Source organism: Microbaculum marinisediminis (genome assembly GCF_025397915.1).
Classification (GTDB): Bacteria; Pseudomonadota; Alphaproteobacteria; order Rhizobiales; family Tepidamorphaceae; genus Microbaculum; species Microbaculum marinisediminis.
In genome coordinates this window covers 118,872-132,728 of the sequence record NZ_JALIDZ010000002.1, presented here as the reverse complement: position 1 = coordinate 132,728, position 13,857 = coordinate 118,872, and the positions used below count along the sequence as shown (strand labels likewise).

Sequence of the window (13,857 nt, the reverse complement as noted above, 5' to 3'; positions counted from 1 at the left end):
CCGCTTTCCCCGACCGGGCGGACCGATAAACGTGAAGCAATCCCCAATCTCCCGCCCCAAGGGGCGGCAGGTGCGCGCCGACGCGTCGACGATCGACGTTCTGCGGGACCTGTGGCCCTATATCTGGCCGGTCGACCGGCCGGACCTGAAAGCGCGCGCCGTTTTCGCGCTTTTGATGCTGGTCACCGCCAAGATCATCACCGTGCTGGTGCCCTACACCTATAAATGGGCCGTCGACGCCCTGACCGAGCCGGGCACGTTCGCCGCGCAAGTGCCGGACTGGCTGACGTTTCTGTCCGTTCCGGCGACATTGGTGATCGCCTACGGCGTCTCCCGCATTCTGATGGCGGCGTTCACGCAGCTGCGCGATGCGCTGTTCGCCAAGGTCGGCCAGCACGCCGTGCGCGTGCTCGCCTTCAAGACCTTCGAGCACATGCACGCCCTGTCGCTGCGCTTCCACCTGCAGCGGCGCACGGGCGGCCTGAGCCGCATCATCGAGCGCGGTACCAAGGGCATCCAGGACATCGTCCGCCTGGCGATCCTCTCGCTGATCCCGACGATCCTGGAATTTGCCCTCGTCGCCGTCGTCGTCGCCTATCAGTTCGACATGCAGTATGTCGGCGTTCTGGTCGTGATGGTCGGGCTCTACCTGGCGTTCACCGTCTGGGCGTCGAACCGGCGTATCGCCATCCGCCGCGACATGAACGATTACGACAACGACGCCAGTTCCAAGGCGGTCGACAGCCTGCTGAACTACGAGACGGTCAAGTATTTCGGCAACGAGCGCATGGAGGCCGAGCGCTACGACCGCTCGATGGCCCGCTACGAGAAGGCGGCGACGCGGACCTACACATCGCTGGCGGTTCTCAACGGCGGGCAGGCGGTGATCTTCACCATCGGCATGACCGTGTGCATGGTCATGTCGGCGCGGGCCGTCGTCGCGGGGACCCAGAGCCCGGGCGATTTCGTCATGATCAACGCGCTGTTGATCCAGCTCTACATGCCGCTCAACTTCCTCGGCACCCTCTACCGGGAAATGACGCAGGGGCTCGTCGACATCGAGACGATGTTCGACCTGCTCGACCAGAATCCCGAGATCGTCGACAGGCCGGACGCCCGTCCTCTCCAGGTCCGCGAGGGGACGATCCGCTTCGATGACGTGCACTTCCACTACGATGCCGACCGGCCGATCCTGAAGGGCATCAGCTTCGAGGTGCCGGCCGGGCGCACCGTCGCCATCGTCGGCCCGAGCGGGGCGGGCAAGTCGACGATCTCGCGCATCCTTTTCCGCTTCTACGACATCACCGGCGGCAGCGTGACCATCGACGGGCACGATATCCGCGACGTGGCCCAGGAGTCCCTGCGTCACGCGATCGGCATGGTTCCGCAGGACACGGTGCTGTTCAACGATACGATCTACTACAACATCGCCTACGGCCGCCCCTCGGCTAGCCGGGACGAGGTGGAGGCCGCCGCCCGCCTCGCCCAGATCGATGGCTTCATCGCCCATCTGCCGGAGGGATTCGAAACCGAGGTCGGTGAACGCGGGCTGAAACTGTCGGGCGGTGAGAAACAGCGCGTGGCGATTGCCCGCACGATCCTCAAAAGCCCGCCGATCCTGATCCTCGACGAGGCGACCTCGGCGCTCGACACCCACACCGAGAAGGAAATCCAGACGGCGCTCGGCGCGGTGTCGCGCGGCCGCACCGCGCTCGTCATCGCCCATCGCCTGTCGACCATCATCGACGCCGACGAGATCATCGTGCTGGAAAAGGGCCGCATCGTCGAGAAGGGCACCCACCACGTGCTGCTCGCCAGAGGCGGCGTCTATGCGGGCATGTGGAACCGCCAGCGCGAGGCCGCCGAAGCCGCCGAGCGGCTCAAGGAAACGGTGGAAGGCGACGCGGAAGGCTATCTGGACATCAACCGGCGCGCCCGGGTCGACTACCTGCCGGCCAACGAGGAAAACGACGCATGAGCCATTCGATAGTGTCAGCGATCCGAAACGCCTTCGTGCCGGTGCATCGCGAGGGGTATCCGTTCATAGCGATCTGCGCTGTCGCGGCGCTGATCCTGTTCGTGCTTGACTCGCCGCTTGCCTGGATCGTCGTGCTGATCGGCTGCTGGGTCGCTTATTTCTTTCGCGACCCGCCCCGGGTCACCCCCCTTGCGCCGAATCTCGTCATCAGCGGTGCGGACGGTCGGGTGTCTTCCGTGGCCGATGCCGTGCCGCCGCCCGAACTGGGCCTGAGCGACGAGCCGCTGCTGCGCATCTCGGTGTTCATGAACGTTTTCAATGTTCACGTGAACCGCGCGCCGGTGACGGGCCGCGTCGCCCGCATTGCGTACAAGCCGGGCAAGTTTCTCAACGCCGAACTGGACAAGGCGAGCGAAGACAACGAGCGAAACGGCTTCCTGATCGAGACGGATGGTGAGGTGACGATCGGCGTCGTCCAGATCGCAGGCCTGGTCGCCCGTCGCATCGTCGGTTTCTCGCACGAAGGGCAGGCCGTGATGGCCGGTGACCGTATCGGCCTCATCCGCTTCGGCAGCCGCGTCGACATCTATCTGCCGCACGGCTCGACGCCGCTCGTCACCGTCGGCCAGACGGCGATCGCCGGCGAAACCGTGGTCGCCGAGCTTCCGAAAGCCAAGGGTGCCAAGGCGTCCGGCGCCGAGCGCACTTATCGCGTCACATGAGCGTCTTCGTTCATGACCCGGTCGGCCCTTTGAAGTAAGGTCCGCCCCCATGTCGATGCCGTTTCCGCCCTTTGACCCGGACGAACCGGGCAGCCGCCGGCGCCGTGCGCTCAGCCGCGTGCCGGTGCGCCAGCTGTTGCCGAACATGATCACGCTGCTGGCGCTGTGTTCGGGGCTTACCTCGATCCGCATGAGTTTCGAGGACAAGTTCGATATCGCCATTGCCGCGATCGTCCTGGCGGCCATCCTCGATGCGCTGGACGGGCGGGTGGCGCGGATCCTGAAATCGACCTCGCGCTTCGGCGCGGAACTCGATTCCCTGGCCGATTTCGTCAATTTCGGCGTCGCCCCGTCGATTCTGCTCTATGCCTGGTCGCTCGACGGGCTCGGCAATATCGGCTGGATTTCCGGCCTCGTCTTCGCCGTCTGCGTGGCGCTGAGGCTCGCCCGCTTCAACGTCGCACTCGACGACAGGGACCGGCCGTCCTGGGCCGGCAGGTTCTTCACCGGCGTGCCGGCGCCCGCCGGCGCGCTGACCGTGCTGCTCCCGGTCTACCTGCAGCTCGCCGGCATTCCGGAATTTCGAGCCGGCGCGCCCGCCGTGCTCGTCTACGAGCTTGCGATCGGCTTTCTGATGGTCTCGCGTCTGCCGACCTATTCGGGAAAGCAGCTCGGCGAACGGGTGCCGCGCGAATTGGTCCTGCCTGTCTTCGTCGCGTTCATCCTGGTGGTGGCGTTGCTGATCGCCTTCCCCTGGCAGGTTCTCGCCATCGGCACCATCGCGTATCTCGCGTCACTGCCGATGGCCTTCAACGTGCACCGCAAGCTGGCAAGCAGCACGCCTGGCGGGGCCGGGGAGACGGCCCCGGCCACGAAGTCCACCGAGGACGGGTAGGGCGACTTACTCGGCCGCCTGCGGGAAGGCCGGTCCGGCGTCGGATAGCGGCGGCTCCTCGTCCGGCTTGGCCGGGGCCCCGCCGCGGCGGCTGCGCCAATCTTGCCATTTCTCCGCCCAGACCGACGGCATGGCCAGCATCGTGGGGACCACGATCAGCGTCAGCAGCGTGGAGAAGCCAAGGCCGAAGATCACGGCCGTCGAAAGCTGCACCCACCAGATCGACGTGATGCCGCCGACCTGGACAAGCCTGTTCAGGAAGTCGAAGTTGATCTGCAGGGCCATCGGCACGAGGCCCATGATCGTCGTGATCGTGGTCAGCAGGATCGGCCGGAGGCGTTGCGCGCAGGTCTTCAGCACCGCATCGAGCCCCCGCATCCCGAGATCGCGGTGCATGTGATTGTAGGTGTCGATGAGCACGATGGCGTTGTTGACGACGATGCCCGCCAGCGCCACCACGCCGGTGCCGGTCATGATCACCGAGAACTTCTGGCCCGTGACCAGCATGCCGATCAGCACGCCGACGACGGACATGATCACCGTCGAGAGCGTCAGGAGCGTCTGGTAGAACGAGTTGAACTGGGTGACCAGGATCACGAACATGATGAACAGCGAGGCCATCGCCGCCTTTCCGAGGAAGGCTTCCGCCTCCTTCTGTTCGGCGTCGGCGCCCCGGAACCGGTAGGAAACTCCGATCGGGAAATCCTGCTTGTCGAGCCAGGCGCCGATCTCGCGAACCTTGTCGTCTGGCAGAATGCCCTGTTCCTTCAGGACGTTGGCCTTCACCTCCATCGCGAAGCGGCCATTCTGCCGGGAGATCGTCGAGACCTTCGGCTGGGCGGCGCGCTCGACGAAGTTGCGGATGGGCACGATGCCGGCCGGAGTCGAGATACGCAGCGTATCGAGCCGGTCGATGGTGCGCTCGCCCTCGGGCAGCCGAACCCGGATCTCGATCTCGTCGTCGGAATCATCGGGCCGGTACTTGCCGACCAGGATCCCGTTGGTGACGAGCTGGACCATCGCGCCCACGGAAGCGACGTTGGCGCCGAAACGGCCGGCTTCCTCACGATTCACCGTCAGTTCCCATTCGATACCGGGCAGGGAACTGCTGTCCTCGATGTCGCGCAGGCCGTCCACCTCGGCTTCCAGGTGCTTGCGCACGAACGTCGCGGCGCCCTTGACGGTTTCGTAGTCGTTGGCGGTCAGTTCGAGCCTGACATCCTTGCCGACCGGCGGACCGCCGTCGATCTGTCGGATCTCGACGATGATGCCGGCGATCGGCGCGGTGCGCTCGCGGATCTCGGCGAAGATGTCCTCGGCCTTGCGCCGGCAGCAGTAATCCGACAGCTCGATCATCATGTCGCCGATGACGTCGTTGGGCTTGTCCTGCACCCCGGCGGGATTGACCCCGCCCGGGCCGGACTGGCCGATCGTCGTGAACAGGGCGTCTATGCCGGAGACTTCCAGGATCTGCTGCTCGACTTCGTCGACCAGGTCACGCTGTTCCGCGGCCGAAAGATTGCCGCGTCCGCGCACCAGAACGACCACCTGCTGCGGTTCCTCGTCGACGAAGAACTGCACCCCGGCATTGTGCTGGCCATAGTAGCTGAACACCATGATCGCGACGCCGATGGTGCCGACGATCACCGCGACATGGCCGAGCGGACGGCTGGCGACCGCCTTGAGAAAACGGACGTAGACGCCGGTGAAGCCGCGGATATCGGAATAGTCGACATCGCTGTCGCCGGCGAGCATGCGCGCTTGATCGAGATCCTCCGGGCGCGCCGACGTCTTGCCGAAGAGGCCGCCGAGAACCGGCAGGAAGATCATCGCGGTCAACAGCGCTGCCGACAGGATGATGACCACCATGATCGGCAGATAGGCCATGAATTCACCCGCCACTCCCGGCCACAGCAGCATCGGCAGGAAAGCGGCGAGGGTTGTGGCGGTGGACGAGAAGATCGGCCAGAACATGCGCTGCGCCGCGCGCGTATAGGCCTCCTTGCGGGGCAGGCCTTCGGCCATCTTTCGGTCGGCATATTCGACGATGACGATGGCGCCGTCGACCAGCATGCCGACGGTCAGCACGAGGCCGAACATGACCATCATGTTCACCGTCATGCCGATCAGGCCGACGATCAGGAAGCCGATCAGGAACGACGTCGGGATCGCGAGCCCGATCAGGATCGCCGAGCGCATGCCGAGCGCCGCCACCACCACGATCATCACCAGCGCGATGGCTGTGAGGATCGAGGACTGCAGCGAGTTCTGCACCTCGGCGATGAATTCGGACTGGTCGAGCGTGAAGCCGATCTTGATCGTGCCGGGCCAGTCGGCCGTCGCCTCGGAGACGATGCGACGGACCTCGGCGTTGTTGTCGATGATGTTGGTGCCGGTCCGCTTGATCACCTGGATGGCGATTGCCGGTGCGCCGTTGAAGCGGCTGAAGGCGGTCGCGTCCTGGAAGGTGCGGCGGATCTCGGCGATGTCGGACAGCGTCACCACCGCGTCGCCGTCGACCTTGATCGGCAGGCCGAACACGTCCTGGCCGGTCTCGAAAAGCCCGGGCACCTTGACGTTGAACTTGCCCGACCCCCGGTCGAGGAAGCCGGCCGGGATGAGCTGGTTGTTGGCGGACACCGCACGGATGAGCTGTTCCTGGGTGACGCCGTAGGATTCCAGCCGGGTGGCGTCGATCACGACCTCGAGCAGTTCGTCGCGATGGCCGACGAGCTTCGCCTCCAGGACAGTCGGGATGCCCTCTATCTCGTCCTGCAGGCGTCGGGCGTGCTGGAGGAGGGTGCGTTCCGGCACGTCGCCGGACAGCGTCACCACGACGGTCGGCAGGAGCGACAGATTGGTCTCGGCGACCTGCGGCTCGTCGGCTTCGGCCGGCAGATCCGCCTTGGCCTGGTCCACCTTCGCGCGCACGTCGGCGAGGGCCGCGTCCTTGTCGAAATCGATGTCGAATTCGAGCAGGATCGCGCCGTAGCCTTCGCTGGCGATGCCGGTGATCTCCTTGATCCCGTCGAGGCCGCGCAGGCGTGTTTCCAGCGGGCGGACCAGCAGTCGCTCGGCGTCCTCGGGCGAAATGCCCTGCTGCGTCACCGAGACGTAGAAGACCGGAACATCGACGTCGGGATTGGCTTCCTTGGGAAGGCTGGCATAGGCGATCATGCCGGCGATCACCATCGCGACCAGTAGCGTCAGGACCGTCCGTGTGTGCCCGAGGATGGCGGCGAGGGCTTGCATCATTGGGCCGCGTTCCCCGTCTGGGCTTTACTTGACGCCGTTTCGAACACCGGCTCCACGCGTTCGCCCGGCTTGACGTAGTCCTGGCCGACGGTGATGACCGTGACGGTGTCCGGCAGACCCGCGACCCACACCGTCCCGTCCTCGTTGCCGAGGATCCGGACCGGCATGAAGGCGACCCGGTTGTCGTCGGTCAGGGTGCGCACGCCGATGACGCCGTCGTCGTCGAGGGTCAGGATCGCGGGCGAAAACCGATGCGCCTTGGTCGTTTCGAGCGGAATGGCGATCTCGGCGGTAACGCCGTCGCGCAGCCGGCCGTCGGGATTGGAAACCGACAGCTCTATGCGGAACGTCCGGGTCGCTTCGTCGGCAGATGTCGCCACGAACCGGAGCTTGCCCTCCGCCGTGTCGCCGGTGACGAGCCGCGCCGCGCCCGCCATGCCGGGGGCGATACGGCCCACATCGCGCTCCGAAACCTGGGCGACGACCAGCATCGGGTCGGCGGCGACGATTTCGGCGCAGGGGTCGCCAACGTTGAGAAGTGTGCCGATCTTTGCGGGCAGGTCATCGACGACGCCGTCGAACGAAGCCTTGATTTTCGTGCGCTCGAGGTCGAGCCGCGCTTCCGACAACACCGCCTTGGCCGCGTGCATGGCGGCCTTCGCGGCGCGCACCCGCGTCTCGGCGGCATATCCCTTCTCGTTGAGCTTGCTGGCCGCGTCGTAATCGAGCTCCGCCTGGGCGAGGCCGGCCTCGGCACGCAGGATGTTGGCGGTGCGGCTGCCGGCCTCGAGCTTGCAGATCACGTCGCCGGTCGCGACCCGCTGGCCCTTGCTGACCGGAATCTGCTCGACGAGGCCCGGCGTCTGCGCCCGAAGCATCACGCGCTCGGCCGCCTCGGTGCGGCCGCGAACCTTCAGCTCTGCCGTGCGGTCCACCGAGGTGAGGGTGCCGACGCGGACGCGGAACGGCTTGGTTGCGTCGCCGGCAGCGTCCGATTGTGCCGAAAGGTTGCCGTCCTGCGTATTCGGGGCGGTGACGGCGCTTTCGCCCTGGCCGCCGACGATGACCTGGCCGGAAGCCAGCCAGCCGGCGATCGCCACGGTGATCACGATGGCCCAGATGTATGATTTTCGCATGGGATTGCTCTCCGGCGCCTATTCGGCGGCTTCGGTCGCTTCGGCGGTTTCGGTGGCGATCTCGGCACCCGCACTGGCGATCAGGGCCTCGCGGTTCTTGATCAGATGGTCGCGGCTGGCCTGGTAGACCGCCAGGCCGTAGCCGATCGTCCAGCGCATGCCCGGATCGTCGCACTGCGCCTCGAGTGAGCGTATCGTCTCGAGCATGCGGTCGAGTTGGGTGACCCGCTCGTCGACCAACCGCGCCATGTGGGCGGGCTCGATATAGGCGGAGCATGTGGACGCCAGCAGGAACTGCGACTTGAAGATGTCCGGCTCGACGGACTGGTGCAGCGCATCGATGAAGGCGGCGCGCCCGGCCGGCGTGATCGAGTAGACCTTGCGCGCGGGCTTGCCGGGCTGAACCTCGTCGCGGCATTCGACGAGCCCTTCCTCGGTCAGCCGGGTCAGCGCGGGATAGATAGCGCCGAAGCTGGTGTCGACGAAGTAGCTGAAATCGCCTTCGATCGATTGCTTGCGGATTTCGTAGCCGGTCGCCTCGCCGAAATTGAGAATCGCGAGGCAAAGGGTGCGGGCGTTCATTCTGTCATACCCTCCTGGGAAGGTCCGTCGTGTATCGGTCGAGCATATGCTTTTCGAGCATATAACTCAGCGATATATAATCACATGGAAAGGAGGTCAACGTTGTCCCCGGGGGGGAAGGGGGCCGCGGTTCGGTCGGCGCACCGGGGTGCGACCAGTCGACACCTTTCCTTCGTCGGCGCAAGACCCAATTATCGGGCATACACGCAAACGAGGATCGCAATGGCCCGGATCAATCTCCTGCCATCGCCAAACGGCAAGTCGCGGCGGGGCCCGCCCTCGCTACTGCGGTTTCTGGCGCTTCATCTCGCGATCGGGGCGTCCGTCGCGGTTCTGGTCGTCACGGCGCTGATCCTGACCGACGCCCATGCGCTCGGTCGCCTGATTATGGAAGACCGCGATCCGATCGTCGCCATCGCCATGCTGATGATCGGCTTCGTCATCACGATCGGCAGCGCCGCGATGGGGGCGGCGATCATGGGGCTGCCCTATGACCAGGGCGACCGCCCCAAGGGGCGCAAGGTCGCGGTCCGTGTCACCGACGAGCCGGTGCTTGCCAAGGCGGGTGCGGCCGTTCGGCGCTGAGCCTCGAACGGAAAGGAAAAAGGCGCCGCGGTAGCCCGCGGCGCCTTTCGCATTTCGATACCCAGTCGCGTCTTACTGGGAGTATTGCTCCAGATAGGCGATGACGTCCTCGATCTCGTCTTCCTTCTTGAGGCCGGCGAACGCCATCTTGTTCTTGGGAATGAAGTCCCTCGGCTTGGAGAGGTATTCTTCCAGCGTGTCATCGTTCCAGACGAGTCCACCGGCGCCGGCTTCGACCATCGCGTCCGAATACTTGAAATCCGCGCCGGTGCCGGCGGTGCGGCCGATGACGCCATTCAGCTCGGGGCCGACCTTGTTCTTCGCGCCTTCACCGATTTCGTGGCACGCACGGCACTTCTTGAAGACTTTCTCGCCCTTCTCCGCATCGCCGTCGGCATGAGCCGGCAGGGCAAGTACGGCGGCGGCGGCGGCGGCGAGAACGATACGCCTGATCATTAGGAACTCCTTGTTCGTGTCCGGGGGATCGTTGTCGGATTGTCGAATATCTGATGCCGACTGCTTACGATTATCTCGGGCGCCATCTATACGACTGCGTGATCAAGGGGAAATACGACAAATCGGCGCACGCGCTCTGGTCAGTCGTCTGTTTCCTCGGTCGCTGGAACGGCGCAATAGATATCGTACAGCACCGAGATTACCCGTTTCACGTCCTCGCTCGCAAGGCTGTAGTAGATGGCCTTACCCTCGCGTCGCGTTTCGACCAGCCCGTCGATTCTGAGCCGCGATAGCTGCTGCGACACGGTCGGCTGGCGCAGTGCCAGCATCGATTCCAGTTCGGTTACGGTCTTCTCGCCGCCTGAAAGGATGCACAGGATCAGCAGCCGACTTTCGTGCGACAGCGACTTCAGCAGGCTGCTTGCCTGCCTGGCGCTGGCGAACATCTTGTCCAGCGCATCGGATTGCGGATCGGAAGCGGTCGCGGGGAGGGCCATGGCGGCTTTCGAGCTGTTGTGAACCGAAAATTACACGCCGGCTTGATAAGGTGTGGCCGCTGCCGTGGTCAAGGACGGGCGGTTTTCGTCCGGTTCGATACGTGCGATCAACGCGTCGAGCTGGGTCCAGAATATGTCCCTGCCGGGATACCCCATGATCCGCCCGACTTCGCGGTTGTCGTCGACAAGGACGAAGGTCGGCGTGTAGCGGACGCGGCTCTTCAGCTCCAGATCGTCGGGCAGCGGGTCGCGACGCAGGTCAAAGCGCCTCAGCGGCGCGATCTGCCCGTGCGAGCTTTCGGCGTAGTCGGGGGCGACCTCCGCATCCCAACGCGCGCACCACACGCAGCCATCATCCTCGAACATCAGAAGCTCGGCCGAGATTGCCGGCGCGGCGATCACGAGTCCGAGAGCGAATGTGACGATCCGTAGCAACATAGGTCATTGAGACGGCGTGCCGCCCTCCGGTATTCGGAAGTGCCACGGTATATAGCATCCCGGCAACGGGTTGCGAGTGTTCGTGGACTCACATCGGGAGCAGGTTAATGGGGCTGGACATCACCATCTGGGGCGCCTTCGTCGCCGGGCTGCTGTCCTTCGTTTCCCCGTGTGTGCTGCCGCTGGTGCCGCCGTATCTGTGTTTCCTGGCCGGCGTCACCCTGGATGAGCTGACCGCGGACGATCGGACCCAGGTGCCGCGCCTCAAGGTTTTCCTGTCCTCGCTGGCCTTTGTTCTCGGCTTCACCACGGTCTTCGTCGTGCTCGGGGCCAGCGCCTCGGTTATCGGCCGCGTGGTGATGAGCTATCTGGATATCTTCGGCTACATCGCCGGCGCCATCATCATCGTGATGGGCCTGCATTTCCTCGGCGTCTTCCGCATCGGGCTGCTCTACCAGGAGGCGCGGATCCACGTGGAGCGCCGTCCCGCCGGGCTTATTGGTGCATTCCTTGTCGGTATCGCCTTCGCCTTCGGCTGGACGCCATGTGTCGGGCCGGTACTGGCAGCGATCCTGTTCGTGGCCGGAACCGAGGATACGGTGGCGGATGGCGCGATGTTGCTTGCCGTCTATTCACTCGGCATCGGCCTGCCGTTCCTGCTCGCGTCGCTGTTCGCCGGCCCGTTCATGGCACTGATGCGCCGCTTCCGCTCGCAGATGGGCAAGGTCGAAAAGGCGATGGGCGCGCTGCTGGTGCTGACCGGCATCATGTTCCTCACGGGCCAGATGGCGGCGTTGTCCTACTGGCTTCTCGAGACCTTCCCGGCCCTTGCCAGCGTCGGCTGATATCGGCGATGTCCCGAAGCCCTACTGCTTCAGGCTCCCGATGTAGCCGACGAGGTCCTGCACCTCGATATTCGTCAGCGACATGTTGGGCATCGGCGGGTGCGGCATGCGCATGAAGCTTGCCAGCCGCTCGTCGGTTACGTCGGGATCGTCGGCCAGAGCGGGAAACGACGGCGGGCCGGCCGGCACCGGAGTCGTCTGCTCGCGGTCGATGACGTGGCAGTTGACGCACCAGGTTTCCGCCAGGGCCCGGCCGTGGTCGACATCGACCGGCTGGGCCGTCGCGGGGAGGGCCGTGAGCCCGATCAGGGCGGGCAGGAGGATCGTGAGAGGCTTCATGGATCTCCATTCGCTGCCGGGCAGCGGTTGTCGCGTTGTTGACGAAGGCCGATCATGGACCAGCAAGGGCGCGAGTTAAACCGCTCCTGATGCCGTGCGGTTATGCGTTTCGGTTCGTTTGACCATTACGCGTCCTGTCTTGCTTCTATCTTCGCGGGTTCCGGCGCATCCTTGGCCTCGCCCGTTGCGTTGGTCGAATCGGTTGCGTTCGCCTTGGCGGCCTTCGCCGCCATGCGCCACAGTTTCCATCGGGCATAGCGCTGGCGCAGGCCTTCCTCGATCTCGTCGATATTCCAGAACATTGGCAGGCGCCGACGCGTCGGTTCGACCGGCGCCAGGCTGAGGCCCACCGTCTCGATGTCATCGTCATCGCCGATGTCGCGCACGATCAGCTCGATCGGCCCGAGCACGATGCGGTCGCCGCGTCGCGGATCGCTGCCGAATTCTCGTGTCAGAAAATCCGCGAGCGTCGTGTCGCCGGGGTCTTCCGGCAGCGTGACCCCGTATTCGTGGGCGATGTCGGCCATGCTTGCCTTACCGTCGAGGGCGAAGTCGCCGAAATAGACCCGGTCGGTTTCATCGAGCGCGACGGCGCTGGCGAACAGGCGGTCGAGCAGTCGGATGTAGCGCGGCGCGGTGAAGATGTAGACGTAGTCGCCGACGCGCGGGGGACCGGCCTCGAGGGGCTTCATCGACCGTCCCTCGCGCACGATCAGGGAAGGGCGGGCCCAGCGGGGAATGCGTTCGCCGGTTGCCACCGGGCTGTCCTCGACGATGTGGTAGGCGACGAGCTCGTGCGTCGCCCGGCCGGGCAGTTCCAGCTCCACCTTCTCGACCGGTCCGATATCCGGCGGGACGACGAGGCCGAGCTTCTTCGCGACCGGCCGGATCGTCCAGCCCTGCAGCATCATGGATGTCAGAACGACGATGAAGGCGATGTTGAAGAACGCCTGGCCGGCGGGAATCGCCGCCATCATCGGCAGGATAGCCAGCAGGATGGACACCGCGCCGCGCAGGCCGACCCATGAGATGAACGCCGTCTCCTCGCGGGTGAACCGGTAGGGCAACAGGCAGAGCCAGACGGCCAGGGGGCGGGCGACCAGCATCAGGAACAGGGCCACGACGATGCCCTGAACCCAGATCTTGCCGAATTCGGACGGCGTTGCCAGAAGACCGAGGATCAGGAACATGCCGATCTGGGAAAGCCAGGTCAGCCCGTCCTGGAACCGGCGCAGGAGCGGCATGCCCTGACGACCGAGATTGCCGGTCATCATGCCGGCGAGATAGACCGTCAGGAAGCCGCTGCCGCCCGACAGGCTGACCAGCGCGAACATGAGCAGCGCCATACCGAGCACGATGGCCGGATAGAGGCCGGGCTCGAGCCTGAGACGGTTTATGGTGGTCGCGATGAGCCAGCCGCCCCCGATACCGGCGACGGCACCGAATCCGATCTGCCTCACGAAGGCTTCCAGGAACGCGGCCAACGGCGCGCCGACCTCCGGCCCGGCGACGATCATGTCGACCAGCGTCGCCGTCAGGAACACCGCCATCGGGTCGTTGGAGCCGGATTCCACCTCCAGCGTCGCGCGCACCCGTTCGCGGATCTTGATGCCGCCGACACGCAGCAGGAAGAAGACGGCGGCGGCGTCCGTCGAGCTGACGATGGCGCCGAGCAGCAACGAGGCGCGCCACGACAGGCCGCCCAGAACGTGGACCACCACGCCGACCAGCGCCGTGGTGAGCAGCACGCCGACGGTGGCCAGCGTCAGCGATGGCCACAGGGCGCGGCTCGCCGTCTCGAAACGGGTATTGAACCCCGAATCGAACAGGATCACCGCCAGCGCGACCGACCCGATAAAATAGGCGACCGGAGCGTTGTCGAAGGACAGCCCGAGCCCGTCCACCCCGACCAGCAGCCCGATACCGAGGAACAGCAGCAGCAACGGCGCGCCGATGCGGAACGCAATCAGGCTGGTCAGGACGGCCAGCACCAAAAGCGCGGAGCTGATCAGGATGAAAAGGAGCGGAAGGTCCAGCATGCGGCCAGTATGTCATCAAATAAGGTGAAAAAGTTCCATATTTGCGGTGAAATCGAGCCATCGCGTCTTATTCTTGGCGGCGGATGCCAC

At 65.1% G+C, this 13,857-nt stretch carries 13 protein-coding genes; 5 read left to right on the top strand and 8 right to left on the bottom strand.

The window, feature by feature from the left end; all coding sequences use genetic code 11:
• Nucleotides 1-31 precede the first annotated feature (31 nt).
• Genes MUB46_RS03960 through pssA form a run of 3 tightly spaced genes read left to right on the top strand, consistent with a single transcriptional unit; the run spans nt 32 to nt 3,595 of the window.
• Complete coding sequence (locus tag MUB46_RS03960) at nt 32-1,978, top strand: ABCB family ABC transporter ATP-binding protein/permease (protein WP_425256213.1); 1,947 nt, start codon at nt 32-34, stop codon at nt 1,976-1,978.
• Nucleotides 1,975-2,700, top strand: coding sequence for a phosphatidylserine decarboxylase (locus MUB46_RS03955; RefSeq protein WP_261614580.1), 726 nt, complete (start codon nt 1,975-1,977; stop codon nt 2,698-2,700). Before MUB46_RS03960 ends, MUB46_RS03955 begins: the two co-directional genes overlap by 4 nt.
• A gap of 49 nt (nt 2,701-2,749) precedes the next feature.
• Entirely contained in the window at nt 2,750-3,595 is an 846-nt protein-coding gene (pssA, locus tag MUB46_RS03950; protein ID WP_261614579.1) for a CDP-diacylglycerol--serine O-phosphatidyltransferase, read from the top strand.
• A 6-nt stretch (nt 3,596-3,601) separates the two neighbouring features.
• Here the strand turns inward: pssA and MUB46_RS03945 are convergent, their stop codons facing one another.
• From MUB46_RS03945 to MUB46_RS03935, 3 genes are read right to left on the bottom strand one after another with little or no spacing between them, the layout of a single operon-like run.
• A complete protein-coding gene (locus tag MUB46_RS03945; protein WP_261614578.1) occupies nt 3,602-6,850 on the bottom strand; it encodes an efflux RND transporter permease subunit in 3,249 nt (1,082 codons plus the stop codon).
• Nucleotides 6,847-7,986 carry an efflux RND transporter periplasmic adaptor subunit gene (locus MUB46_RS03940; RefSeq protein ID WP_261614577.1) on the bottom strand — a complete coding sequence of 380 codons (1,140 nt, stop codon included), beginning with the start codon at nt 7,984-7,986 and terminating at the stop codon, nt 6,847-6,849. The genes MUB46_RS03945 and MUB46_RS03940 overlap by 4 nt, the downstream gene beginning before the upstream one ends.
• An 18-nt stretch (nt 7,987-8,004) precedes the next feature.
• Complete coding sequence (locus MUB46_RS03935; protein ID WP_261614576.1) at nt 8,005-8,568, bottom strand: PadR family transcriptional regulator; 564 nt, start codon at nt 8,566-8,568, stop codon at nt 8,005-8,007.
• A gap of 222 nt (nt 8,569-8,790) precedes the next feature.
• Here MUB46_RS03935 and MUB46_RS03930 point away from each other — a divergent pair, with 222 nt between their 5' ends.
• A complete protein-coding gene (locus tag MUB46_RS03930; protein ID WP_261614575.1) occupies nt 8,791-9,153 on the top strand; it encodes a hypothetical protein in 363 nt (120 codons plus the stop codon).
• A 72-nt stretch (nt 9,154-9,225) separates the two neighbouring features.
• Here MUB46_RS03930 and MUB46_RS03925 read toward each other — a convergent pair whose 3' ends face one another.
• The 3 genes from MUB46_RS03925 to MUB46_RS03915 form a co-directional block, all read right to left on the bottom strand.
• The gene (locus tag MUB46_RS03925; protein ID WP_315902702.1) at nt 9,226-9,609 is read right to left on the bottom strand and encodes a c-type cytochrome; all 384 of its coding nucleotides are present in this window, start codon (nt 9,607-9,609) and stop codon (nt 9,226-9,228) included.
• 140 nt (nt 9,610-9,749) lie between these two features.
• Complete coding sequence (locus tag MUB46_RS03920; RefSeq protein ID WP_261614574.1) at nt 9,750-10,106, bottom strand: ArsR/SmtB family transcription factor; 357 nt, start codon at nt 10,104-10,106, stop codon at nt 9,750-9,752.
• A gap of 30 nt (nt 10,107-10,136) precedes the next feature.
• Complete coding sequence (locus MUB46_RS03915) at nt 10,137-10,508, bottom strand: thioredoxin family protein (protein WP_261614573.1); 372 nt, start codon at nt 10,506-10,508, stop codon at nt 10,137-10,139.
• 143 nt (nt 10,509-10,651) lie between these two features.
• Here MUB46_RS03915 and MUB46_RS03910 point away from each other — a divergent pair, with 143 nt between their 5' ends.
• Nucleotides 10,652-11,389, top strand: coding sequence for a cytochrome c biogenesis CcdA family protein (locus tag MUB46_RS03910; protein WP_261614572.1), 738 nt, complete (start codon nt 10,652-10,654; stop codon nt 11,387-11,389).
• A 21-nt stretch (nt 11,390-11,410) separates the two neighbouring features.
• On the opposite strand, the gene MUB46_RS03905 is transcribed toward MUB46_RS03910, so the two are convergent.
• A complete protein-coding gene (locus MUB46_RS03905) occupies nt 11,411-11,728 on the bottom strand; it encodes a c-type cytochrome (RefSeq protein WP_261614571.1) in 318 nt (105 codons plus the stop codon).
• A 125-nt stretch (nt 11,729-11,853) separates the two neighbouring features.
• On the bottom strand, nt 11,854-13,767 hold the full coding sequence (locus MUB46_RS03900) for a potassium/proton antiporter (protein WP_261614570.1): 1,914 nt from the start codon (nt 13,765-13,767) through the stop codon (nt 11,854-11,856).
• Between the last annotated feature and the right edge of the window lie 90 nt (nt 13,768-13,857).